This is a genomic window from Agromyces sp. LHK192 (assembly GCF_004006235.1).
Classification (GTDB): Bacteria; Actinomycetota; Actinomycetes; order Actinomycetales; family Microbacteriaceae; genus Agromyces.
This window is the reverse complement of the sequence record NZ_CP034753.1, coordinates 687,080-709,742: the sequence shown is the minus strand read 5'-3', so window position 1 is coordinate 709,742 and position 22,663 is coordinate 687,080. Positions and strand designations below refer to the sequence as shown.

Sequence of the window (22,663 nt, the reverse complement as noted above, 5' to 3'; positions counted from 1 at the left end):
AGCCGTGTTGCAGCTGGGGTGCCGAGGGGCGGGGTTCGCACCCCGCCCCTCGATCATTCCGCGCCCAGCGCGCGAGCGCCACCCGGCGCGCGGGTCAGGTGGCCGGCCAGCTCGACTCGACCGCGTCCACGACCTGCTGCGTGCTCTCGCCGCCGACCCAGGCCACGATGCCCTTCCAGAAGGAGTCGGCACCGACGGCGCCGGGCATCAGGTCGGATCCGTCGAAGCGGAACGTCGTCTCGGGGTCCTGGAGGATCTCGATCGACTGCACGAGCAGCTCGCTCGACGCGTTCTCCGGGTCGACGCCGGTGTTCGCGCTGACCACGCCGCCGAGGCTGACCCGGTTGTTCGCCCACGTGTCGCTCGAGAGGTAGGCGCGGACCGCCTCGACCTCTTCGGCGTCACGGAACGCGACCGGGAACTCGCCGCCGCCGGTCACCGACAGCGGGTCGTCGGCGTTCGCCGGCGGGAGCAGGAAGCCGAAGACGTCGCCGTCGGACGCGACCGTGACCTCATCGCCGCCCTCGGGGTTCCAGAAGGTCTCGTAGAACGAGGCCTGGTGGTGCAGCGAGCACTCGCCGTCGACGATCGGCAGGCCGGCCGTCTGGAACGCCTCGGTCACGAGCGTCGACACGTCGCCGATACCGCCGTTGACCATGTCCTCGTTCTTGAGGTACTCGCCGACCGAGTCGAACGACTCGACGATCATCGGGTCGTTGAACGGGATGCCGTGGGTCACCCACTGGTCGTACACGTCGGCTCCGTGCTGGCGCAGGACGTAGTCCTCGATCCAGTCGGTGCCCGGCCAGCCCGTCGCGTCGCCGGACTCGAGGCCGACGCACCAGGGCTTGTGCTCGCCCTCCGACGCGATCGTCTCGGACAGCGTCTTGAGCTCGTCGAGGGTCTTCGGGATCTCGTAGCCCTTCTCCTCGAACTCGGCCGGCGAGTACCAGATGTAGCCCTTGATGCTCGCCATGAGCGGGGCCGCGTAGAAGGTGTCGTCGTACGTGCCGTACGTCTTCCAGTCCTCCGACCAGAACTCGTCGACGTGGTCCTCGACCGCCTGCGAGGCCGGGATCAGCCAACCGCCGTCGGCGAGACGGCCGAGCAGACCCGGCTGCGGCACGATGCCGATGTCGGGCGCGTTGCCGCCCTCGGCGAGCACGGCGATCTGCGCCTCGAACTCGCTCGAGCCCTGGTAGTCGATCGAGATGCCGGTGCAGGACTCGAAGTCGCTCCACGACTCCACGAGCCGGTCGGCCTCGAGGTCGAGGATCGTGCCCGCCATCGTGACCTCGGCGCCGTCGAAGGTGCCGTACTCCTCGTAGTCGGTGCAGTCGACGTCTGCCGCGTCCTCCTCGGCGATGTCGCCGGTGCAACCGGTGAGGGCCAGTCCGACCGCCGCGGCCGCCGCTGCGGGGACCAACCAACGGCGTTGCCGTGTGAGTCTCATGTCGTCTCCTCGTTGAGTGAATGCAGGGTGGCCCCGGGTGCCGGAACCGTTTCCAGCGTCCACGCTAGGACAGACGCGGCGGCACGCACAAGGGCGACTCGATCACGATCCGGCAAACACGACCTCGTCGGATGCCGCACCGATGAGAGCGCGACCACCTCCCGAGCCCGGCCGGAGCGTCGCATCGGATCCACGGTCTGGAACCGATTCCAGCACCGACCGCCGCATGGCGCTATGCTCGCCCCGGAACCACCCGACGGAGGGAGGCGCTGTGGCCGCGATCTCCGATGTGGCGCGCCTCGCCGGGGTGTCCAAGGCGACCGCATCGCGCGCCCTCTCGGGGCGGGGCCACGTCGCGCCGGCCACCCGGCTCCGCGTCGAGCAGGCCGCGGCGCAGATCGGCTACGTCGCCTCGCCCGACGCAGCGAGCCTCGTCACCGGACGCACGAAGACGGTCGGCGTGATCATCCCCCACGTGAACCGGTGGTTCTACGGCGAGGTGCTCGAGGGTGTCGAACGCACACTGCTGGCCGCCGGGTACGACCTCATGCTCTACCACGTCGGCGCGCCCGGGGCCGAGCGCGACCGGGTCTTCGACTACTTCCTCAAGCGCAAGCGCGTCGACGCGGTGCTCTCGGTCGGCATCGACCTCGAGGCATCCGAGCTGGCCTCGCTCGACCAGCGCGACAAGCCCGTCGTGCTGCTCGGCGGCAGCGGAACCGGTGCCGCGCGGCTCGCGATCGACGACCGGGCCGCCGGACAGCTCGCGACCGAGCACCTGCTGCACCTGGGGCACTCGCGCATCGCGCATCTCGCCGGCACGGGCGCCGCGGCGAATCCGCACGCGGTGCCGGGGGCGCGTCGGCGCGGCTTCCTCGAGGCGATGTCGGCCGCCGGCCTGACGCCCGCGGGACGTGCCGACGTGCTCGAGGCCGAGATGAGCCTGCCCGGCGGGTACGAGTCGGGCCTGCAACTGCTCGGCCACCCCGGGCGACGCCCGACGGCCGTGTTCACGGCGTCCGACGAGATGGCGTTCGGGCTGATGCGCGCGGCCGACCGACTCGGCATCGCGGTGCCGGGAGACCTCTCGGTGATCGGCGTCGACGGCCACGAGTACGCCGAGCTGTTCGGCCTCACGACCGTCGAACAGGATCCCGGGGCCCAGGGCGCAACCGCGGTCGGCGTCGTGCTCCGACTGCTCGGCGAGGGGCCCGACGCCGATCCGCTGCCCGACTCGGGCGCCCCGTTGCCGACCAGGCTGGTGGTGCGCTCGAGCACCGTGCGGCTCGCACGGTGAGGCGCCTGCTGTTCGCGCGGTGAGGCGCCGCGGCCGCCGGCCTCAGCCCGCGTCGCCGACGAGGATCGCCTCGGCCTCGGCCTCCTCGGCGAGCGGCGCGTCGTCGGCGTCGGCGCGCGCGAGCGCGCGCGACGAGACGAGCACGATCATGGCCGCGACCAGCACCGACGCCGCACCGGCCCAGTAGGGCGCGGCGGGCGACAGCAGCTTCGCGAGCTCGGTCGCGGCGGGCGGAGCGATCGCTCCGCCGAGGAACCGGACCCCCGAGTACGCCCCGGACGCCACGGTGCGCGGCAGGTCGGTCGCGCCCATCACCGCCTCGGTGAGGACCGTGTTGAGCACGCCGAGCACCAGCCCGCCGATCACGATCAGCACCACCAGCACGACCGCCTCGTGCACGAAGACCGCGCAGGCTGCGAGGTCGAGGGCGAGCACGGGAAGCGCGACCTTCAGCACGGTCGTGCGGCGTACCCGCGCGGTCAGCCACGGCGCGACGAACACCGAGGTGACCGCGAGGCCCACACCCCAGCCGAAGAACGTGAGCCCGAGTCCCCAGACGTCGAAGAGCAGCACGAACGGCGAGTACGCGAGGAGCACGAAGAACCCGATGTTGGAGAACAGCGCGGCCAACGCCAGTGCGAGCAGCGTCCGATCACCGAGGGCGCGGAAGGAGGCGGTGAACCGCACCGGCACGCGCGCGGCCGGGTCGTCGGGCTTCAGCAGCACGGTGAGCGCGATGAACGCGATCGCCATGAGCGCGGCGGTACCGAAGAACGGTCCGCGCCAGCTCACATCGCCGAGTGCGGCACCGACGAGCGGGCCGATCGCGATGCCGAGCCCGAGGGCGGCCTCGTAGAGCACGATCGCCGCCCCGGTGCCGCCGGACGCGGCGCCGACGATCGTCGCGAGCGCGGTCGAGATGAAGAAGGCGTTGCCGAGGCCCCAGCCCGCGCGGAAGCCGATGATCGCGTCGACGTCGTTCGAGAGGCCCGCGGCGGCGGCGAACACGATGATGAGCGCGAGCCCGATCAGCAGGGTCTTCTTCGCGCCGATCCGGCTGGAGACGAAGCTGGTGACGAACATCGCGAGGCCGGTCACGGCGAGGTAGGCCGTGAACAGCATCTCCGCCTCGGTCGGCGTGGCCTCGAGGCTCTCGGCGATGGCCGGCAGGATCGGGTCGACGAGCCCGATGCCCATGAACGAGATCACGCTCGCGAACGCGACGGCCCAGACCGCCTTCGGCTGCCTCAGGATCGAACCGGATGCCCCGTGCCCGCTCACGCGACGCCGTCCACGCGCTGCTCGTCGGCGCGCTCGAACCGATCCCTCAGGATCTCGACGGCGCGCGCGAGGGTGTCGCGCTCGTCGGGGTCCAGGTCGGCGAATCGGGGGGCGAGGTTCGCGGCGAGCTCGCGCCGCCAGGAGTCGAGCGCGGCGAGGCCCTTGGGGTGCGCGGCGATGAGCCACGCCCTGGCGTCCCCCGCGTCGGCGATGCGCCGGATCCAGTCGCGTTCGTCGAGCGCGTGCACGAGCTTGGTCATCGTGGGCTGCGAGACACGGCTCACGCGCGCGAGTTCGCCGATCCGCATCGGCCCGAGGTCGCGCAGGACGCTGAGCGTGCGCCAGGTGGCCGGGGACTCGGTGCTGCCGGTCGCGGTCGCGGCGAGGCGGGTGAGTCGGTGGTTGACGGCGACGAGGTCGCCGATGACGGCGGCGAGCGCGTCGTCGGATGCGGCATCCGAAATATCCATAGCCCAACTATATAGCTTTCCTATGCACATGGCGCCCGACCCCGCCCTTCCGCATGCTGGCGCGGGTGGCGCACGGGCGACGAGCACCCCTGAGAAAGCCCTTTCACAGAATCGACCCCACGAGTTGGCAACAATTCGGGAAAGCGGTTGCGAAGGGCCGGAGGTCTGGGGTAGAAACGACTCCAGCCGCTGAGATAGCGCTTTCTCAGACCGGCATCAACGACGATGACTGGAGCATCAGTGCCCGAGATGACACCCCCCGGCGGCGGCCCGTCCCGCCCGGCGCGACGGCGAGGCGGCGTATGAGCGCCCTCGGCGAGCTGCGAAGCCTCAAGGGATCGGGGGCGGCGAAGCAGCGCAAGCAGAACAAGGCCGCCTTCCTCTTCCTCCTCCCGTGGTTCATCGGCCTCGCGCTGATCACCGTCGGTCCGATGGTCGCGTCGTTCGCCCTCTCGTTCACGCGCTACAACCTGCTGAGCCCGCCTCGGTTCAACGGCCTCGACAACTACGTGCGCATGTGGGAGGACGACCGCCTCCACCAGGCGCTCATCGTCACGTTCCAGTACGTGTTCATCTCGGTGCCGCTGCAGCTCGGCCTCGCGCTCTTCCTCGCGCTCGTGCTCGACCGCGGCCTGCGCGGACTCGCGCTCTACCGGTCGGCGTTCTACCTCCCGTCGCTGCTCGGCGCGAGCGTCGCGATCGCGATCCTCTGGCGCCAGCTCTTCGGCGTCGACGGGCTGTTCAACATCGTGCTCGGCTGGTTCGGCATCGAGGGCCAGGGCTGGATCTCCAACCCCGAGACCGCCCTCGGCACGCTGATGATCCTCAACGTCTGGACGTTCGGCGCCCCGATGGTCATCTTCCTCGCCGGCCTCCGGCAGATCCCGGTGATGTACTACGAGGCCGCGGCCGTCGACGGCGCCAGCCGGTGGAACCAGTTCCGCCACATCACACTGCCGATGTTGACCCCGATCATCTTCTTCAACCTGATCCTCCAGTTGATCGGCGCGTTCCAGTCCTTCACCCAGGCGTTCGTCGTCTCCGGTGGAACGGGCGGACCGGTCGACTCGACGCTCTTCTACACGCTGTACCTCTACCAGCAGGGGTTCGCGAACCTGAACATGGGCTACGCCTCCGCCATGGCCTGGCTGCTCCTGGTGATCGTCGCCGCGCTCACCGCGATCAACTTCTGGGCCTCGAAGTATTGGGTGTTCTACGATGACCAAGATTGACCCCGCAGTCGACGCTCCGCTGACCGAGGCGGTCGTCACCGGCCTCCCGCCCGAGCGGGTGCGCGAGCAGCGCCGCCGCCGGAGCCCGTTCCGCAAGCCGATCACGAGCATCCTGCGCCACGGCTTCCTGATCCTCGCCGCCGTGCTGATGCTCTACCCGGTGATCTGGATGGTGGTCAGCTCCTTCCGGCCGACCGAGCTCATCTTCCGCGAGCCGGGCCTCGTCTTCGACAGCTTCGAGATCTCGAACTACACCGACGGCTGGAACGCGCTGACCTACCCGTTCAACGTGTACTTGCTGAACTCGGCGATCGTCGTGATCGGCAGCATCATCGGCAACCTGGTCTCGTGCTCGCTGGCGGCCTACGCGTTCGCCCGGCTCGAGTTCAGCGGCAAGAAGTTCTGGTTCGCCATCATGCTGCTCAGCATCATGCTGCCGATCCACGTCATCATCGTCCCGCAGTACGTGCTGTTCTCCCAGCTGGACTGGGTCAACACCTTCCTGCCGCTGATCGTGCCGAAGCTCCTCGCGACCGACGCGTTCTTCATCTTCCTGATGGTGCAGTTCATCCGCGGCATCCCGCGCGAACTCGACGAGGCGGCCCGCATCGACGGGGCAGGGCATCCGCGCATCTTCCTGCAGATCATCCTGCCGCTGATGGTGCCGGCCCTCGCGACCACCACGATCTTCACCTTCATCTGGACCTGGAACGACTTCTTCAGCCAGCTGATCTTCCTCACCAAGCCGAGTCTCTACACCGTCCCGCTCGCGCTCAACGCGTTCCAGGACTCGCAGAGCTCGACCGACTTCGGGGAGATGTTCGCGATGAGCGTCGTATCGCTCATCCCGATCTTCCTGATCTTCCTCTTCGGCCAGCGGTTCCTCATCAAGGGCATCGCGACGACGGGGATCAAGTGACCGCACCCACGGTCGAACCACCCAGCACCACCCGCACCACGCTCACTCCCCGAGCACCACACGACAGCACCAGGAAGGAACCGAACATGCGAGGCATCACACGACGCCGTGCCGGATTCGTCGCAGCGCTCGGCGCAGCGACGCTCGTCCTCACGGCGTGCGCCGGCAACGACGCCGCGACCGAGCCGGAAGCCCCCGCCCTCGAGCTCAGCGACGAGCCCGTGACCCTCTCGTTCACGTGGTGGGGCAACGACACCCGCCACGCCGCGACCGAGGAGATCATCGCCGCCTTCGAGGCGGAGTACCCCAACATCACGATCGAGCCGCAGTACACCGACTGGGCCGGGTACTGGGACAAGCTCTCGACCTCGGTCGCCGCGGGCGAGATCCCCGACATCATCCAGATGGACGAGAAGCAGCTCTCGACCTACGCTGCCAACGGCGTGCTCGCCGACCTCGGCTCCCTCTCGTCGATCCTGTCGACCGAGGACTTCCCCGAGGCGGTGCTCGGCACCGGCGCCCTCGACGGCACCCAGTACGGCGTGCCCGTCGGCATCAACTCGTACACGATCATCGCCAACCAGGACCTGCTCGACCAGTACGGCGTGGAGCTGCCCGACGACGAGTCGTGGACGTGGGACGACTTCGTCGCCACCGCCGAGGAGGTCGCGACCGCGTCGGGCGGTGCGATCGTCGGCACCCAGTCGTGGGGCTTCGAGGACGGCGGCCTGAACAACTGGCTCCGCCAGAACGGCGAGTCGCTGTACGACGGCTCCGAGGTCGCCGCGAGCGAGGAGACCCTCGCGAGCTGGTGGGAGTTCCTGCTCGAGGCCACCGAGGCCGGCGCCACGCCGGACCCGGCCGCGACGATCGAGCGCGAGACCAGCGGCCTCGCCGAGTCGTTCACCGCGACCAACGCGTCGGCCTTCGGGCCCTGGTGGTCGAACCAGGTGCAGGCCCTCCGCGACGCCAGCGGCCAGGACCTCGTCGCCCTCCGCGTCCCCGGCACGGCTGACGGCAGCGCCTACTACAAGCCGTCGATGTTCTGGTCGTCGTCGGCGAAGACGGAGCACCCGGCCGAGGTGGCGACCTTCCTCGACTACCTCGCGAACAGCGAGGACGCAGCCGACCTGCTGCTCGCCGAGCGCGGCGTGCCGGCCAACGAGAAGATCCGCGAGTACATCACGCCCAAGCTCGACGAGGTCAACCAGACCGTCGTGGAGTTCCTCGACGAGCTGGCTCCCGAGGTGGGCGACGCCCCGCCGGCCACGCCCCCGGGCGGCGGCGCGATCGAGACGATCATCGACCAGCACACCCAGAAGGTGCTGTTCGGCGAGCTGACTCCCGCCGACGCGGCGGCCAGCTTCATCGAGGAGCTCCAGCGGGCCCTCGACGACGCCGCGATCTGATCCACTCCCCGACGGACTCGTCCGTCACCACGGATGCCTCCGCCCGCGCCTTCGCCGGCGCGGAGGCATCCACCCGACGGTTCCTCCCCCGACCGTCCCCGGAGCGGCTGCCGCACCCCCTGGCGGCAGCCGCTCCACCCCTTCGGCCCCGGCCGCAGCACCACCCCATCGCCTTCCACTCCCAGACGCTCTTCCGACGGAGGTCCACGTGCCCAACCCACCGCAGCGGCAGGTCACCATCGCTCAGGTGGCCGAGTACGCCGGTGTCTCGCAGGCCTCCGTGTCGCGTGTGCTGAACCGCAACGCGAAGGTGGACCCCGCCATCTCCGCGAAGGTGCTCGACGCGATCGACAAGCTCAACTACTCGCCCAGCCAGATGGCCCGCAACCTCGTGCGCGGCCGGAGCAACACGGTCGCCCTCGTCGTTCCCGACCTCGAGAACCCGATGTTCCAGGGCGTGCTCAAGGGCCTCAGCCGCGAGGCCGCGCGCGACGGCTACCGCGTGCTCGTCGCCGACACCGCGGAACGGGTCGCCGACGAGGAGGAGATCGCCATCGAGGCCCGCTCGCGCTGCGACGCGCTGGTGCTCGTCTCCCCGCGCATGCCCGCCGAGCGCCTCGAGGCGCTCCTCGACCGCGTGCGCCCGACCGTCGTCGTCAACCGGCTCGTCTCCGGGGAACCCGCCGCCGAACTCTCCGTCGACTACGCGCACGCGGCCGGCACCCTCGGCGAGCACCTCCTCTCACTGGGCCACACGCGGATCGCGTACCTCGCCGGGCCACCACAGTCGTACGCCGACAACCTGCGCCGTCGCGGGCTCGTCGAGCTCACCGCGCGCCGGCCGGAACTCGACGTGGTCGACCTCGTCGGCGGCTCCGCGATCGAAGACGGGTACCGCGCCGCCGAGCAGGTGCTCTCCTCCGGCGTCACCGGCGTCGTCGCCTTCAACGACCTCGTCGCGATGGGCCTGCTGGCCCGGCTCCGCGAACTCGGCGTCGACGTTCCCGGCGACCTGTCGGTCACCGGCATCGACGACGTGCCGCTCGCCCGCTTCGCCGCACCCGCACTGACGACGATGTCGGTGCCGCGCCTCGAGCTCGGCGCCCAGTCGTGGCGGCGCCTGCGCGACGCGATGGCCGGCGAACCGGCGACGCATCCGCTCTCCTACCGCGCGATCCTCGAGGTCCGTGCGAGCTCGGGGCCGGCGCCCGAGGCATCCGGCTGGCTGTCGCCCGGTCGTCCGGTGCTGCGCCTGGCCGATCGCATCGTAGCCCGGTACGAGGAGGGCACCTCGATCGACCAGGTGCTGTCGCCCCGGCCGTTCCTGCACCCCGTCGAGACGCTCGGCGGCGTGCGCGTCACCGACGTGCACCCGACCGACCACCTGCACCACCTCGGCATCGGCGTCGCCCTCCCCGACGTCAACCGCACGTCGTACTGGGGCGGCCGCACGTACGTGCAGGGCGTCGGCTCGGTCATGCTCGAGAACCAGGGCACGCAGCGCCGCGACGAACTCGAACTGGTCGGCGACGACACCGTCACCGAGCGCCTCACCTGGATCGACGAGCGCGAGGTCGCGCAGCTCAGCGAGGTGCGCTCGATCCGCGGACGCGCCGTGCGCGTCGGCGAACGCGACGCGTGGACCCTGAACTGGCGAAGCGTGCTCACCGCCAACTTCGGGGCGCTCCGGCTGGGCTCGCCCGCGACGAACGGGCGCACCGGCGCCGGGTACGGCGGACTGTTCTGGCGGTTCCCCAAGTGGGATGCCCAGGTCGTGACCGCCGACGGCGTCGGCGAGGAGCTCGCACACGGTTCGCGCTCGCCCTGGCTCGCGGTGACGGATCCCGCGCGCCCGGTCACCGTGCTGCTCATGCAACCCGCGGGCACCGAGCCCCGGCCGTGGTTCGCACGCGTCTCCGAGTACCTCGGCGTCTGCCCCGCGGTCGCGTGGGACGAGATCGTCGAGGTGCCCGAGGGCGGCACCCTCGACCTCGGGCTCGACGCGCTGCTGATCGACCGCGCGATCACGGACGCCGGCGAACTGGCGGCGCTCGTCGCGACGCACCGGTCGGACTGGCATCCTGGTCCGGTGGCGCACCCGGCACCGAAGGCATGACGACCCGACTTCCCCGCGTCGGCATCGCGGGCATCCACGGGCACGGCGCCAGCCATGTGCGCACTGCGCTCGAACTCGTCCGCGACGGCCGCGCCGAACTCGCGGCCGTCGCGGATCCCCGACCGACCGAAGCCGACCTGCTCGGCGGCGCGGCGGCCGGCGTGGCGGTGTTCACCGGCGCCGAGGCGATGATCGCCGAGGCGGACCTCGACATCGTCGTGCTGTCGACGCCGATGCACACGCACCTGCCGCTCTCGCGCGCCGCGCTCGACGCGGGCGTGCACGTGCTCCTCGAGAAGCCGCCGACGCCCACGCTCGCGGATTTCCGCGAGCTCGTCGCCGCGGGCCTCGCCGCCGACCGCGCGGTGCAGATCGGGTTCCAGAGCCTCGGCTCGGCGGGCATCGCGGCCGTGCGAGACCTCGTCGCGGCGGGGGCCGTCGGCGAGGTGAGGCACTACGGCGCCCTCGGCACCTGGCTGCGCAGCGAGGCGTACTGGACCCGCGCCGCCTGGGCCGGACGCCGGACGCTCGACGGGCTCCCCGTCGTCGACGGAGCGGTCACGAACCCGCTCGCCCACGCCACCGCCACCGCGCTCGCGATCGCGGGCGCCACCGGCGAATCGGATGTCTCCGCCGTGCGGCTCGACCTGTACCGGGCGAACGACATCGAGGCCGACGACACGTCGTCGCTCGTCGTCGAGCTCGTCGATCGCCCGCCCGTGGCCGCCGCGCTCAGCCTCACTGCCCCGCGGCGCAGCGAGCCCGCGGTTACCGTCGAAGGCACCGCCGGTCGGATCGTCTACTGGTACACGCTCGACCTCGTGCAGCTGTTCGAACCCGGCGCCGCGATCCCGATCACGTCGGTGCACGCGCGCACGGGCCTGCTCGCGAACCTCGTCGACCATGTCGCGGCCGGCGCGCCGCTGCTGGTGCCGGCGGCCTCGACCGGCGGGTTCATGCGCGTGCTCGAGGCCGTGCGCATGGCTCCGGCTCCGACGCCCATCGCTGCGGAGTACGTCGCTCGCGTGGACTCGGATGCCGGAACCGGCGCGGTCGCGCCGGACGGCCCGCACCGCGTGGTCGACGGCATCGAGGCGTGGAGCGAACGGGTGGTGCGCGAAGGGCGCACGTTCGCCGAGCTCGGCGCCCCCTGGGCGCGCTGACGGTCGACCGCTCCGACGCGGCGGCGTGGATTCGCCTCCACCGGTCCAGCCCGGAAACGACGGATGCCCCGTGGCTCGTGAGCCACGGGGCATCCGTGTGATTCAGGTGACGCAGGTCACCTCAAGTTCCGAGCGCCCGAACGGGCGCGCGTGATTACTTGAGGGTGACGGTTGCGCCGGCTTCCTCGAGGGCAGCCTTCGCCTTGTCGGCGGTCTCCTTGTTCGCGCCCTCGAGCACGGCCTTCGGAGCACCGTCGACGACGGCCTTGGCCTCGCCGAGGCCGAGCGAGGTGAGCTCGCGGACGACCTTGATGACCTGGATCTTCTTGTCGCCGGCGGCCTCGAGGACGACGTCGAACGAGTCCTTCTCCTCGACCTCTTCGGCAGCAGCGCCGCCGCCTGCGGCAGCGGGGCCGGCAACGGCGACCGGGGCGGCCGCGGTGACCTCGAAGGTCTCCTCGAACGCCTTGACGAACTCCGAGAGCTCGATGAGGGTCAGGCCCTTGAACTGCTCGAGCAGCTCTTCAGTGGACAGCTTCGCCATGATTTTCTCCTTCAGATTTTCTGGTTACTCACCGCTTGAGAGGCTCGCGCCTACGCAGCGGACTCCTGCTTCTCACGCAGCGCGTCGACCGTGCGAACGGCCTTCGACAGCGGTGCGTTGAACAGATATGCGGCTCCGAACAGCGAGGCCTTGAAGGCACCGGCGAGCTTCGCCAGCAGCACTTCGCGGGACTCGAGGTCGGCGAGCTTGCCTACCTCTTCGGCGGTCAGGGGCTTGCCATCGAAGTAGCCGCCCTTGACCACGAGGAGGGGGTTCGCCTTGGCGAAGTCACGCAGCGACTTCGCGACGGCGACCGGGTCACCGTGCACGAACGCGATCGCCGACGGGCCCTTGAGGTCGTCGTCGAACGAGGAGATCCCGGCGTTGTTGGCCGCGATCTTCGTCAGCGTGTTCTTCACCACGGCGTAGCTCGCGTCCCCACTGATGGACTTGCGCAGCGTCTTGAGCTGCGCAACAGTGAGGCCGCGGTATTCGGTCAGCAGAACGGCGGTCGAGCTCTCGAACAGGTTCGTGAGTTCGGCAACCGAGGCTTCCTTGTTCGCCATGGCCACTCCTTGTGTACTCAACGTGCACCGCGGTGGCGATGCACGGCCTCGGAGCGCTGGAGCCCTCGGGAAATGAAAAGAGCTCCGGCGCAGTTGCGCGGAGCTCGAACCAGAACCTGGAAAGTCTTCGTCACACCTGCGTGGGCCCCTGCTTTCGCAGAGCTTCGGTCGACCCGGATCACTCCGGGCACGACGACCAACGGTCTTCGGCTCCGACCAGCGTACCCGAGGAGTCGACCACCGCAAAATCGAGCCGGATGCCCCGGGTTCGCCGCATGACGCACACCGCACGCGACCGCGGGCCGGGGCATGCGCCCCGGCCCGCAGCCGTCCTGCGAGGTCTCGACCTCAGATCAGGGTGAGCGTGAGCACCCCGGTGTAGGTGCCCGAGCGGGTCGACCCCGGCACGCCGAGCTCGAGCCCTCCGCCGCACGCGAACGCGCCCGCGCTGTGGCCCTTCGCGGAACCGCAGAGCGTCAACGGGTCGCGCAGGCCGGCACCCGGGACGACCACGGCGCCCGGTGCGACCGTGGCGGCCTCGTCCTCCGCGGTCGGCAGGCCTCCGGTCTCCACCGACGCGCTCGGCGCCCAACCGAGGTTCTCGGCGAGGATCACGCCCGAACCGCTGGTGAAGTCCGACACCTGTCCGGTGAGGTCCCACCCTGCGGCGGAGCCGCGGGAGTCGACGACGCGAACCGGGTTCAGCGCGCCGGGCGTGGTCTGGTCGGCGCCGGTGAGCGCGACCGGGTCGAGCACGACCGGGTCGGTGCTGGGGACGGCCATCGACAGCGCGCCGCCCGTGACGTCGGCGGTGATCACCTGGTACCCCGCACCGGGCCCGCCGGCGGCGAGCTTGGAGACCAACTCGCCGGCCCCGCCGACGATCGGCAGCTCGAAGGTCGAGGCGCCGGGTGCGACCGTCAGGCGGGTGCCGGCGGCCGGACGGATCGTGTACTCGTAGTCCGAGCTCATCACGACCAGGCCGATGCGCGAGCCCTCCGCGAAGACGTAGTCCTTCGGCTCGAACTCGAAGTCGAACCGGTACGAGGTGCCGGGTTCGATCGCGTCGGTCACGGCGTCGGAGTTCCGGTTCTGCACGTCCATCCAGCCGCGCGAGACGATCCGCGGGGCGCCGGTCGGCGGGTAGCTCACGAGCAGCGCGGTGAGGTTCGCCTGCTCGCGGTCCACGGCGAGGTCGAGCGAGACCTTCGGCGTCCCGGACATCCGGACCGCACCGGTCAGCGCGCGAGTCTGGTACGCGAGCCGGTTCGGCGACTCGGCCGCCGCGGCGAGCGCCGAGGCCCGCAGCTGGGCGTCGTCGATGAACGACTCCGTGCGTCCCGAGGTGTCGCTCGCGAAGTCCAGCTCGCCCACGCCGCCGGCCGTCTCCGCGGCACCGAGGTGCAGCGAGACCGGCGCGGTCCCGGGCTGGGGCCAGTCGGGGTACTCCGTCAGCTGGTTGTTCTCGCGGACGATGTACGCCTTCGGCCGCTCCTCCACGCCGTTCTCGACCTTGTACAGGTAGCGGGTGAACCACCGGTTCAGCAGCGTGTCGTTCGGCGCGCCGCCGTGCCCGCCCTGGTGCAGGTAGAGCTGGTGCGGGGTGCCGTTCGCCTTCACGGCCTCGTAGAGGTCGGCTGCGTTCTTCGTCATCACGTTCCAGTCGTTCTGGCCGTGGGCGACGAGGGTGGCGGCGGTGATCTGATCCGCGTTCGCGAGGTAGTCGCGCTCCGACCAGAATTCGCTGCGGTCGCCGGTGGCCCGGTCCTGCTCCGCCCGAAGACCGTCGATGACGGGCTGGCAGGTCGCCTGGTCGCGACGCGTGTGGACGTAGTCGGCGAGCACGTCGAGGTCCTCGCCCTGGTACCCGCCCGGGGCGCGCACCGCACCGTTCGCGCGGTAGTAGTTGTACCAGTCCGAGATCGCCGAGATCGGCACGATCGCGTCGAGGCCCTCCACGCCCGTGCTGGCGACGCCGATCGGCAGCGTGCCGTTGTACGACGTGCCGATCATGCCGACGCTGCCGGTCGACCAGCTCGCGTCCACCTCGGTGGTGCGGTCCGTCGACGTGTACGCCTTCGCGCGGCCGTTCAGCCAGTCGACGACGGCCTTGCCGCCGAGGGATTCGTTCAGCCCACCCGAGGTCGGGCAGCCCTCCGACCAGCCGCTGCCGAGCGACTCGGCGTGCACGACGGCGAAGCCGCGCGGGACCCAGGTCGACTCGAAGGTCGAGGAGATCTTCGGGCTGGTCTGGCGGGTGTTCGGTGCGGGGAATCCCGGCTTGGTGGCCGGCGGGTCGCCGAGCTCGTGGTCGACGGGCCAGTTCGGAACGCTGCTGCCGCCCGCGTAGTAGGGGCTCATCTCCATGATGACGGGGACCTTGAGGTCGTCGCCGTCGGTCTCGGGCACACGCGTGACGTCGATGTGGACGAGGTCGTTGCGTCCGTCGAGGTCGGAGTCGACCTCGCTCTCGACCCAGAGTTCCTGGCGGATCCACTGGCTCGTGGTCCTGGTGAAGACGGCCTGCGAGAGGCCGTCCTGGAAGGTCGGCTCGGCGGGTCCGGGGACGGGGGCCGCGATCGCCGGCGAGCCGGCGAGCGCGAGCCCGCTCAGCAGCACCGGCCCGGCGATGAGGATCGCCGTGCGGCGGAGGCGGCGCCTGGCGGCGCCGACAGGACGGGACATGTGGGGTCTCCTTCGGTTGGGCGGTACTCGGGATGGAACGGGCTCAGATCAGCGTCAGGGTGAGCACTCCGGTGTAGGTGCCGGTGCGGGTGGAACCGGGCACGCCGAGCTCGAGTCCGCCGGAGCACGCGAATGCGCCCGCACTGTGCCCGGTGTCGGCGGCGCAGAGGATCAACGGATCGCGCAGGCCCGAGCCGGGTACGACCGCGGAGCCGGGCGCCACCTCGGGCGCCTCCTCGTCGACCGTGGGCAGTCCGCCCGTCTCGACCGAAGCGGCAGGCGTCCAACCGAGGTTCTCGGCGAGGATGACCCCGGTGCCGCTCGTGAAGTCGGAGACCTGGCCGGTGAGGTTCCACCCGGCGGCGGTGCCGCGCGAATCGGCGACGCGGACCGGGTGCAGGGCGCCCGCGGTGGACTGGTCGGCGCCGGTGAGCACGACCGGGTCGAGCACGACCGGTTCCGCACTGGAGACGGCCATCGACAGCGCACCGCCCGAGACCGCGGCCTGGATCACCTGGCGGGTGTCGGCGTCGTCGCCGCCGAGCACGGTCACGGTGAAGGCGCCGACCTCGCCGATGTTGCCGGCTGCATCGGTGGCGCGGTACTCGACGCGGTGGGTGCCGTACCCGGGCTCGCGCTCCTGGAACGGCGACAGGGACATGCCGCCGGTGCCGAGGTTGCCGTAGACCAGGTCGTCGATGTTCGTGCCGGTCGGGGTGAAGCGGAACGGCGCATCCTTGTCGGTCGGCCAGCCGTAGTAGTTGTGCCAGCCGTCGCCGTCGAGCCGGAACTCGGTGACGAGGGCGCCCTCGCGGTTGTCCGCGGCGACGAGCTTCATGTCGAACTGCTCGTTGACGACGTAGTGCGGCTCGCCGTTCACGCCGACGCTCGAGGCGATCGGCGCGGTGATGGCGGCATCCACCGACGGCCCCTGTCCGTCGACCGTCCAGGTCTGCACGTCGGAGCCCGCGTCGGGGAACTCCGGGTCGGTGACGGTCGCCGTGACGGTGTGCTCGCCCCCGGACAGCCCGAGCGGGGCGAGACGCAGGTTGCGGCTGTTGTAGGGGTTCGCCACGACCTGGCCGTCGACGCGCCACGTCACGTCGAGCACGCGACCCTCGGGATGCGTCGTCTCGATGTAGAGCACGTCCTGCGTGCCCGAGGCGTGGTCGGTCGTCGTGGCTTCCGTGATGCCCGGTTCCGCGGCCGACGGCGCGGGGAGCAGCGCGTCGCCCACGGTCCAGGTGCGCACCTGCGTCATCGACGGCTTGGCGCGGAGCGCCGGGTCCCGCACGAACTCGGTGTTGTCGACGATCGTCGCGGTCACGGTCGATCCGACGGCCAGGTCGAGGGTGCCGAGGTCGAGGTTTCGGGGGTTGCCCGGCAGGTCGAGCGGCGCGCCGTCCACGGCCCAGGTGACGTCGAGCTCGTGGTAGACGGGGTGGGCGGTCTCGACCCACAGCACGGCGTCGCGCGCGACCGGGGCATCCGCCGGCGCAGCGGCAGGTACCAGCGGGGTGCGGCCGGCGACGCGTTCGGTCATGATCTCGCGACCGACCTGGTCGAGCTGGTATCCGAGGGTCTTCATCATGGAGTGCCGGCTCGGACGCCAGACGCCGGTCGAGTAGTACATGCCGCCCTCGTAGGCGCCGATGGTGCCGCCCGCCTCGCTCGGTTCGCCGAGCCAGCGCCACCACTTCACCTGCTGCGCGGCCATCTGCTCGACCGTGAGCTTCGTGTGGTGCGCGCTCGACGGCTCACCGCCCTGGTAGTCGCCGGTCGTGACGCCGCGCGAGTAGTAGTCGTACTCGTCCTGGAGTCCGCCGAGCGAGTGCGCGATCTCGTGCGGGGAGATGAGGGCCGAGAGGGCGTTGCCGCCGCTCGCGGTGGCGTAGGTGCCGCCGGCACCGCCGTACGTGTCGCTGTTCGCGAGCGCGAGGATCTGGTCCACCTTCGGCGCTAGCCCGGCGAACTGCCGCGCGGCCGCGTTGTTCACGGTGAGCAGGCGCTGCACGCTGTTCGCGTTGCATCCGCCCCAGAACGCCATCTTCAGCGGCGTGTTCCGGCGCGGAGCGTCGAGCGAGGAGTCGCAGCTCACGCCGGACTCCCCCGACACGATCTCGACCGCGTAGACGTTGAACGAGTTGCGGTAGCTCTTGTACGGTTCGATGCTCCACATCGTCTCGAGGTGCTCGTCGACCTGCTCGCGGAACTTCGGGAGCTCCGACGCCGTGTAGCCGTCGCCGAGGATCACGAGCGAGAAGCGTTCGGCCGGGTCGCCCGTCACCTGGATCGGCACGAGCGTGGCCGAACCGACGGCGGGTTCGTCGGCGAGCGCCGGCGACGCGGTCGCGGTGACGAGGCCGCTGACGAGCAGGGGCACGGCGAGTGCGGCGACGACGGTTCGCCGTGCGCGCGATGGTGACGGATGGGACATCGTGATTCCTCCTACGGGATGGCGCGCGGGCGCGACCGATCACCGCGACGTGCGGGGCCGGACGCGCGGCGGCGCGACGAGTGGGCGCCGCTCAGCGCGACGCTCGGCTCGGGTCGTTCAGTGGGCGTCGACGAGGTCGCGGTCGTCGGCCCGTCGGCCGTCGGCGGCGCCTGCATCGGCGCCCTCGGCCGGAGCGTCGGCGGATGCCTCCGCGCCGGTGGGGGCGGTCGTGCCGGTGGAGCGGGCTGCCCGGCGCGCGCGCAGACGTCGCCAGATGGCGAGCCCGGCGATCGCGAGCAGCGCGAGGAGGACGAGCGCGATCGGGTAGGGGATCGCCCACCCGGTTCCGCTCGCCCGGTGTTCGCCGTCGACGGCGGCGCCGCCCTCGAACTCGGGTGCGAGTTCTGCGGACGCGGTGAGGAGCACGGCCGGGACGATTCCGGTGAACTCCTCCTCGACCCGGACGCTCGCGCCGGGCAGGATCTCGGTGGACTCGGTCGCCGGCAGGTCGGCCAGGCGCCAGCCGAACGGGCCGTCGAGCGCGAGGCGCGTGCTCCCTGCGACCCGCATGTTGCCCGGGTTGGCGACGGTGTACGAGACGGTCGCCGTTCCGCCGAAGAGGTTCCAGCCGCCGTCGTAGGCGACGCTCACGTCGGTGACCTCGAGCGCGGGGAGCTGCTCCCCGGGGACGGTCACGTAGACGCGGGCGCCGACCCGACGATCGACGGCGACCTGCTGCGCGCCCTCCCCGGTCGTCGAGAGCTCGCTGAGGGACGCGACGATGCCGCCGGCGTGGTCGCCCGGCGATGCGTCCGGCGGGACGGTCAACCGGAAGGGGATGTCGAGACGGGTGCCGGGCGCGATCTCGAACACGTCGCCGTCGCCGAGGCCCACCCAGGACCCGACGTCGACTGACTCGGTACCGGCCGGAGGCAGCGTGAACGCCCCGTCGGTGGTGGTCGACGCGTCCATCGCGTAGACCCGCACCGAGATCGGGCCGGCCCCGAGGTTCGAGACGCCGACGTAGTCGGTGACGGTCTCGCCGGGTGCGAGCACGTAGTCGAACGCCCCGCGACCGTCGGGGCCCTGTTCGCTCGACGGCTGGACCCCCCAGACGGTGTCCCCGCCCTCGGCGGCGTGCGCGGCGGGAAGGCCGGCGCCGAGGCTGAGCAGGAGCGCGAGGCCGCCGACGGCGGGCAGCGCGCGGATCGGTGTCGTCATTCGACCTCCGTTCGCCGGGCGGGGGCCCGTATGCCTCACAGCAGCCTATGAATCAGCTGGCAATCGGGCATGAGCCGGGTGTCGAACAGTCGGATGGATCGATTCGACGTTTGTCGAATCGATCCATCCGACGATCGTTCGGGCGCGCGGACCGACGATCAGGCGCGGTCGGACGCGGTGTGCTCGACCTTCATCAGCAGGATCGCGAGGTGCAGTCCGAGCCGTTCGACGCCGTTCTGCAGGTCGATGCCGAGGATCTTCTCGAGTCGCCCGAGCCGGTGGTACAGCGAGGTCCGATGCAGGTTGAGTCGTGCCGCGGTGTCCTGGACGCGGCCACCCAGCGCGAGGTAGGCCTCGGCCGTGTCGAGGAGCATCCGGCCGTCGCGTTCGGCCGACAGCCGGTCCAGGCCGGCCTGGAAGTCCGCGGGCACCAGCCCTGCGGCGGCCACCTGATCGAGACCGCGGTGGATGCCGAGCCGGTCCCAGGCGATCACCGGATCGGGTAGCGCGAAGGAGTCCGCGATGCGGTCGGCGCGCTCGGCCTCGGCGGCACTCGAGCGGGCGGCGGCGAGCGACGACCGGCTGCCGCCGATCGACACTCGGAAGGGCCCGTCGTGACCGTCGGCGGCGGCACCGCCGAACGCGACGTGCGCGGCGTCGAGGAGCACTGCGGCCGCGCGATCGGTCGCGCCGACCCCGGACGCCGAGGGCCGGGACGCCGACGGCTCGGGCGACGACGGCTCGGGCACCACGAACACGACGCGATCGCCGCGATGGAGGTGCAATGCGCCGCCGAGCTGCGCGGTGCGCAGCGCCCGCCGGGCGGCCCGATCGAGCAGCTCCCTGGCGGCATCGGGCTCGAGCCGCGCCGGGGCCCGGACGCTGAGCTGCAGCGCCCGGACCTCCGTCTCGTCGGGGAAGTGCCCGTCGGCGATGATGGCGGCGGCCGCTCGAGCGCGTGCCTTGGCGGTGCCGAGCAGCAGGTCGCGGGTCTGCTCCGTCGCGAGCACGAGGTCGAGTTCGCGCTGGCTCCGGGATCGGGTCCACTCCTCGGCGAGGCGATTCGCGAAGTCGTCCGCGCGGGCGACGTCGTCGGGGTCCATCGCGTCGGGGGCGTCGATGAACCAGAGGTAGCCGATCGATTCCTCGGCGCGGCGGATCGGGACCAGCAGTCGCGGCAGCATCCCCAGCTCGGTGTTCTGCGGGACCCGCGTCGACTCCTTCGCGCTGTAGACGCCGAGGCGTCGCAGCCAGGAGCTCACGGCGGGACCGGCGTGGTGCTGGAGGATCGTCATGCGCCGGACCTCGTCGATGACGTCGGACTGCGGACTGTACGCGACGACGCGATGCCGTTGGTCCTCGAGCACCGCGGGCCTGCCAACCACCCGAGCGATGTGGTTGACCATCTGGTGCACGCTCATCCGCACTCCGTCACCCGCTGATCCCGACCCGAGCAGTCTACGTCGCGATGGGGAGATAGTTGACCGGAGTCGACGGAATAGTTGACTTGGGTCGACAGTTGACTCAGTGCAACCATATGTGTATAGTTGACGCTCGTCAACGAATCTGTCATCGGAGGATCTCTCTTGTCCGCTGTCTCCGACACGCCACCCGCTCAGGCCGCTTCGGCCGCCGAACCGGCCGAGCGCACCCCGCGCGAGGTGTTCGTCGCGCTCTCCGGCCTCATCGTCACGATGTTCGTCGCGGTGCTCTCCGGCACCGTCGTCTCGACCTCGATGCCGCGCATCATCGCCGACCTCGAGGGCGACCAGTCCGCCTACACCTGGGTCATCACCGCGAGCCTGCTCGCGACCGCCGTCTCGACCCCGATCTGGGGCAAGCTGGCCGACCTGGTCAACCGCAAGGTGCTCCTGCAGGTCTCGATCTCGCTGTTCGTCGTCGGCTCGGCGATCGCCGGATTCGCACAGGACACGACCACCCTGATCGCGGTCCGCGTCATCCAGGGCCTCGGCGCCGGCGGCCTGATGTCGCTGGTCATGATCATCGTCGCGCTCATCATCTCGCCGCGCGAGCGCGGCAAGTACATGGGCTTCGTCGGCGGCATCATGGCCGTCGCGACCATCGGCGGACCGCTGCTCGGCGGCGTCGTCACCGATGCATGGGGCTGGCGGGCCAACTTCTTCTGGCCGCTCCCCCTCGCGATCGTCGCGCTCGTGCTGATCCAGATCACCCTGCACCTGCCGAAGACCCCGAAGCGCCCGGTCAAGATCGACGTGATCGGCGCGATGCTGCTCGCCGTCGGGGTCTCCCTCGCGCTCGTGTGGATCACGCTCGGCGGCAAGGACTTCGACTGGGACTCGACCACGAGCCTCGTCATGGTCGCCGTCGCGGCCGCCGCGATCGTCGCATTCGTGATCGTCGAGTTCTTCGTGCCAGAGCCCATCGTGCCGATGAGCCTGTTCAAGAACCGCACCTTCACGTTGGCGGTCGTCGCCTCGATCGCCATCGGCGTGGCGATGTTCGCGACCAGCGTCTTCCTGGCGCAGTACTTCCAGCTCGCGCGGGGGGCGACGCCCACCGAGTCGGGCCTCATGACCATCCCGATGATCGTCGGCCAGATGGGCGCGTCGATCCTGATCGGCGCCCTGATCAGCAAGTTCGGCAAGTGGAAGGGATTCATGGTCACGGGCGCGCTGCTCACGATCGCGGGCACGTTCCTGATGACCCGCCTCGAGTACGACACCCCGTTCGCGCTCGTCGCGGTCTACATGTTCGTCCTCGGCGCGGGCCTCGGCATGGTCATGCAGAACCTGACGCTGATCGTGCAGAACGACACCCCGGTGTCGCAGTTGGGCGCAGCGTCGTCGAACGTGAACTTCTTCCGGTCGATCGCCGGCACCGTCGGCGTGACCGTCATGGGCTCGCTCCTCGCGACCCAGGTGTCGACGCACATCACCGACGGGTTCGCGGGCTTCGTGCCCTCGACGCCCGAGGAGGGCGAGGCGCTCAAGGGCCTCGCGGGCGGCGCCGTGCCCAACGTGCACGACCTGCCGGAGTCGATCCGCGTCGTCATCGAGAGCGCGTACGGACAGGGCATCGCCGAGGTCTTCTGGATCGCCGTGCCGCTCGCCGTGCTGTCGCTGATCGCGATCGCGTTCCTGCCGAACAAGCCGCTGTCGACCAAGACCGCCGCGCAGTCGCTGCAGGAGGAGGCCGAAGAGGCTGTGATCGACCTCGCCGAGGCCGAGATCGGCGCGCCGGTCGCGTCCGCCTCCGAGCTGATCGACGAAGCGGATGCCTCCCGCGGGGCGGACCGGCGCGGTGAGCAGCCGCGACGCGGCGACCGCGAGCCGGTCGGCGTCGCCACGGGCTCGGTGCACGCGATCGACGCCGACGACGCACCGGGCGGGCGCCGATAACATGTCCACCATGACCGCCGATCCCACCCTCGACGAGGCCATCGCGGCCGTCGAGGAGCAGTTCGGCATCGTGTTCAACCGGGCTCGCGTCGTGTGGGCCGAGTCGGCCAAGCAGGTGCACCCCGAGTTGCAGCCCGCCGGGTACAAGCTGCTCGCGAGCATCGTGCGCATCGGCCCCACCAACGCGCACGTGCTCGCGGAGCACCTCGACATGGACAAGAGCGCCGTGAGCCGCCAGGTGCGACAGCTCGAGGACCTCGCGCTGGTCGAGAGCCGGGCCGACGAGCGCGACGGGCGGGCCAGGGTGCTGGTCGCGACCCCGCTCGCGCAACAGCGCGTCGCCGAGGTCCGCAGCGCGAACCAGGCCCGGCTCCGCGGGGCGCTCGAGCATCGCGGCGTCGCCGAGCTCCGCTCGCTCGCCGATGTGCTGCGCGTGATCGCCGAAGGCTGAACAGCCGGTCCGAGGGCCCGCGGGTGGGAGCACCCGCGG

The 22,663-nt window shown here is 70.8% G+C and carries 17 protein-coding genes; 8 read left to right on the top strand and 9 right to left on the bottom strand.

The features are described from left to right. Positions 1–94: 94 nt before the first annotated feature. Complete coding sequence (locus ELQ40_RS03165; RefSeq protein ID WP_127792372.1) at positions 95–1,453, bottom strand: ABC transporter substrate-binding protein; 1,359 nt, start codon at positions 1,451–1,453, stop codon at positions 95–97. A 271-nt stretch (positions 1,454–1,724) separates the two neighbouring features. Here ELQ40_RS03165 and ELQ40_RS03160 point away from each other — a divergent pair, with 271 nt between their 5' ends. Continuing rightward, positions 1,725–2,750, top strand: coding sequence for a LacI family DNA-binding transcriptional regulator (locus ELQ40_RS03160; RefSeq protein ID WP_127792371.1), 1,026 nt, complete (start codon positions 1,725–1,727; stop codon positions 2,748–2,750). A 42-nt stretch (positions 2,751–2,792) separates the two neighbouring features. Here ELQ40_RS03160 and ELQ40_RS03155 read toward each other — a convergent pair whose 3' ends face one another. Both ELQ40_RS03155 and ELQ40_RS03150 read right to left on the bottom strand, forming a co-directional pair. Continuing rightward, complete coding sequence (locus ELQ40_RS03155) at positions 2,793–4,031, bottom strand: MFS transporter (RefSeq protein WP_127792370.1); 1,239 nt, start codon at positions 4,029–4,031, stop codon at positions 2,793–2,795. After that, a complete protein-coding gene (locus ELQ40_RS03150) occupies positions 4,028–4,501 on the bottom strand; it encodes a MarR family winged helix-turn-helix transcriptional regulator (protein WP_240665919.1) in 474 nt (157 codons plus the stop codon). Before ELQ40_RS03150 ends, ELQ40_RS03155 begins: the two co-directional genes overlap by 4 nt. 302 nt (positions 4,502–4,803) lie before the next feature. Between ELQ40_RS03150 and ELQ40_RS03145 the strand changes: the two genes are divergently transcribed. The 5 genes from ELQ40_RS03145 (at position 4,804) to ELQ40_RS03125 (ending at position 11,340) form a co-directional block, all read left to right on the top strand. After that, positions 4,804–5,733 carry a carbohydrate ABC transporter permease gene (locus ELQ40_RS03145; RefSeq protein WP_127792368.1) on the top strand — a complete coding sequence of 310 codons (930 nt, stop codon included), beginning with the start codon at positions 4,804–4,806 and terminating at the stop codon, positions 5,731–5,733. After that, positions 5,720–6,652: a carbohydrate ABC transporter permease gene (locus tag ELQ40_RS03140; protein WP_127792367.1), complete on the top strand. Its 933-nt coding sequence runs from the start codon at positions 5,720–5,722 to the stop codon at positions 6,650–6,652. Before ELQ40_RS03145 ends, ELQ40_RS03140 begins: the two co-directional genes overlap by 14 nt. A gap of 86 nt (positions 6,653–6,738) precedes the next feature. Further along, positions 6,739–8,061, top strand: coding sequence for an ABC transporter substrate-binding protein (locus ELQ40_RS03135; protein ID WP_127792366.1), 1,323 nt, complete (start codon positions 6,739–6,741; stop codon positions 8,059–8,061). Positions 8,062–8,269: 208 nt separating this feature from the next. After that, a complete protein-coding gene (locus ELQ40_RS03130) occupies positions 8,270–10,177 on the top strand; it encodes a DUF6807 family protein (protein WP_127792365.1) in 1,908 nt (635 codons plus the stop codon). Then, positions 10,174–11,340: a Gfo/Idh/MocA family protein gene (locus ELQ40_RS03125; protein ID WP_127792364.1), complete on the top strand. Its 1,167-nt coding sequence runs from the start codon at positions 10,174–10,176 to the stop codon at positions 11,338–11,340. The genes ELQ40_RS03130 and ELQ40_RS03125 overlap by 4 nt, the downstream gene beginning before the upstream one ends. Before the next feature lie 154 nt (positions 11,341–11,494). Here the strand turns inward: ELQ40_RS03125 and rplL are convergent, their stop codons facing one another. The 6 genes from rplL to ELQ40_RS03095 all read right to left on the bottom strand — a co-directional run bounded on the left by rplL (position 11,495) and on the right by ELQ40_RS03095 (position 20,214). Beyond that, the gene (gene rplL, locus ELQ40_RS03120) at positions 11,495–11,884 is read right to left on the bottom strand and encodes a 50S ribosomal protein L7/L12 (RefSeq protein ID WP_127792363.1); all 390 of its coding nucleotides are present in this window, start codon (positions 11,882–11,884) and stop codon (positions 11,495–11,497) included. A gap of 50 nt (positions 11,885–11,934) precedes the next feature. Further along, on the bottom strand, positions 11,935–12,450 hold the full coding sequence (gene rplJ / locus ELQ40_RS03115) for a 50S ribosomal protein L10 (RefSeq protein ID WP_127795101.1): 516 nt from the start codon (positions 12,448–12,450) through the stop codon (positions 11,935–11,937). A gap of 348 nt (positions 12,451–12,798) precedes the next feature. Next, the gene (locus tag ELQ40_RS03110) at positions 12,799–15,135 is read right to left on the bottom strand and encodes a Xaa-Pro dipeptidyl-peptidase (protein WP_205649415.1); all 2,337 of its coding nucleotides are present in this window, start codon (positions 15,133–15,135) and stop codon (positions 12,799–12,801) included. Positions 15,136–15,178: 43 nt separating this feature from the next. Then, positions 15,179–17,572 carry a M64 family metallopeptidase gene (locus ELQ40_RS03105; RefSeq protein ID WP_127792362.1) on the bottom strand — a complete coding sequence of 798 codons (2,394 nt, stop codon included), beginning with the start codon at positions 17,570–17,572 and terminating at the stop codon, positions 15,179–15,181. A 117-nt stretch (positions 17,573–17,689) separates the two neighbouring features. Next, on the bottom strand, positions 17,690–18,793 hold the full coding sequence (locus tag ELQ40_RS03100) for a DUF916 domain-containing protein (RefSeq protein WP_127792361.1): 1,104 nt from the start codon (positions 18,791–18,793) through the stop codon (positions 17,690–17,692). Between the two features lie 158 nt (positions 18,794–18,951). Then, positions 18,952–20,214: a CdaR family transcriptional regulator gene (locus tag ELQ40_RS03095; RefSeq protein WP_127792360.1), complete on the bottom strand. Its 1,263-nt coding sequence runs from the start codon at positions 20,212–20,214 to the stop codon at positions 18,952–18,954. A 165-nt stretch (positions 20,215–20,379) separates the two neighbouring features. On the opposite strand from ELQ40_RS03095, the gene ELQ40_RS03090 reads away from it, so the two are divergent. Next, positions 20,380–22,173, top strand: coding sequence for an MDR family MFS transporter (locus ELQ40_RS03090; RefSeq protein WP_240665918.1), 1,794 nt, complete (start codon positions 20,380–20,382; stop codon positions 22,171–22,173). Between the two features lie 10 nt (positions 22,174–22,183). After that, positions 22,184–22,624 carry a MarR family winged helix-turn-helix transcriptional regulator gene (locus tag ELQ40_RS03085; protein ID WP_164863456.1) on the top strand — a complete coding sequence of 147 codons (441 nt, stop codon included), beginning with the start codon at positions 22,184–22,186 and terminating at the stop codon, positions 22,622–22,624. Positions 22,625–22,663: the final 39 nt, after the last annotated feature.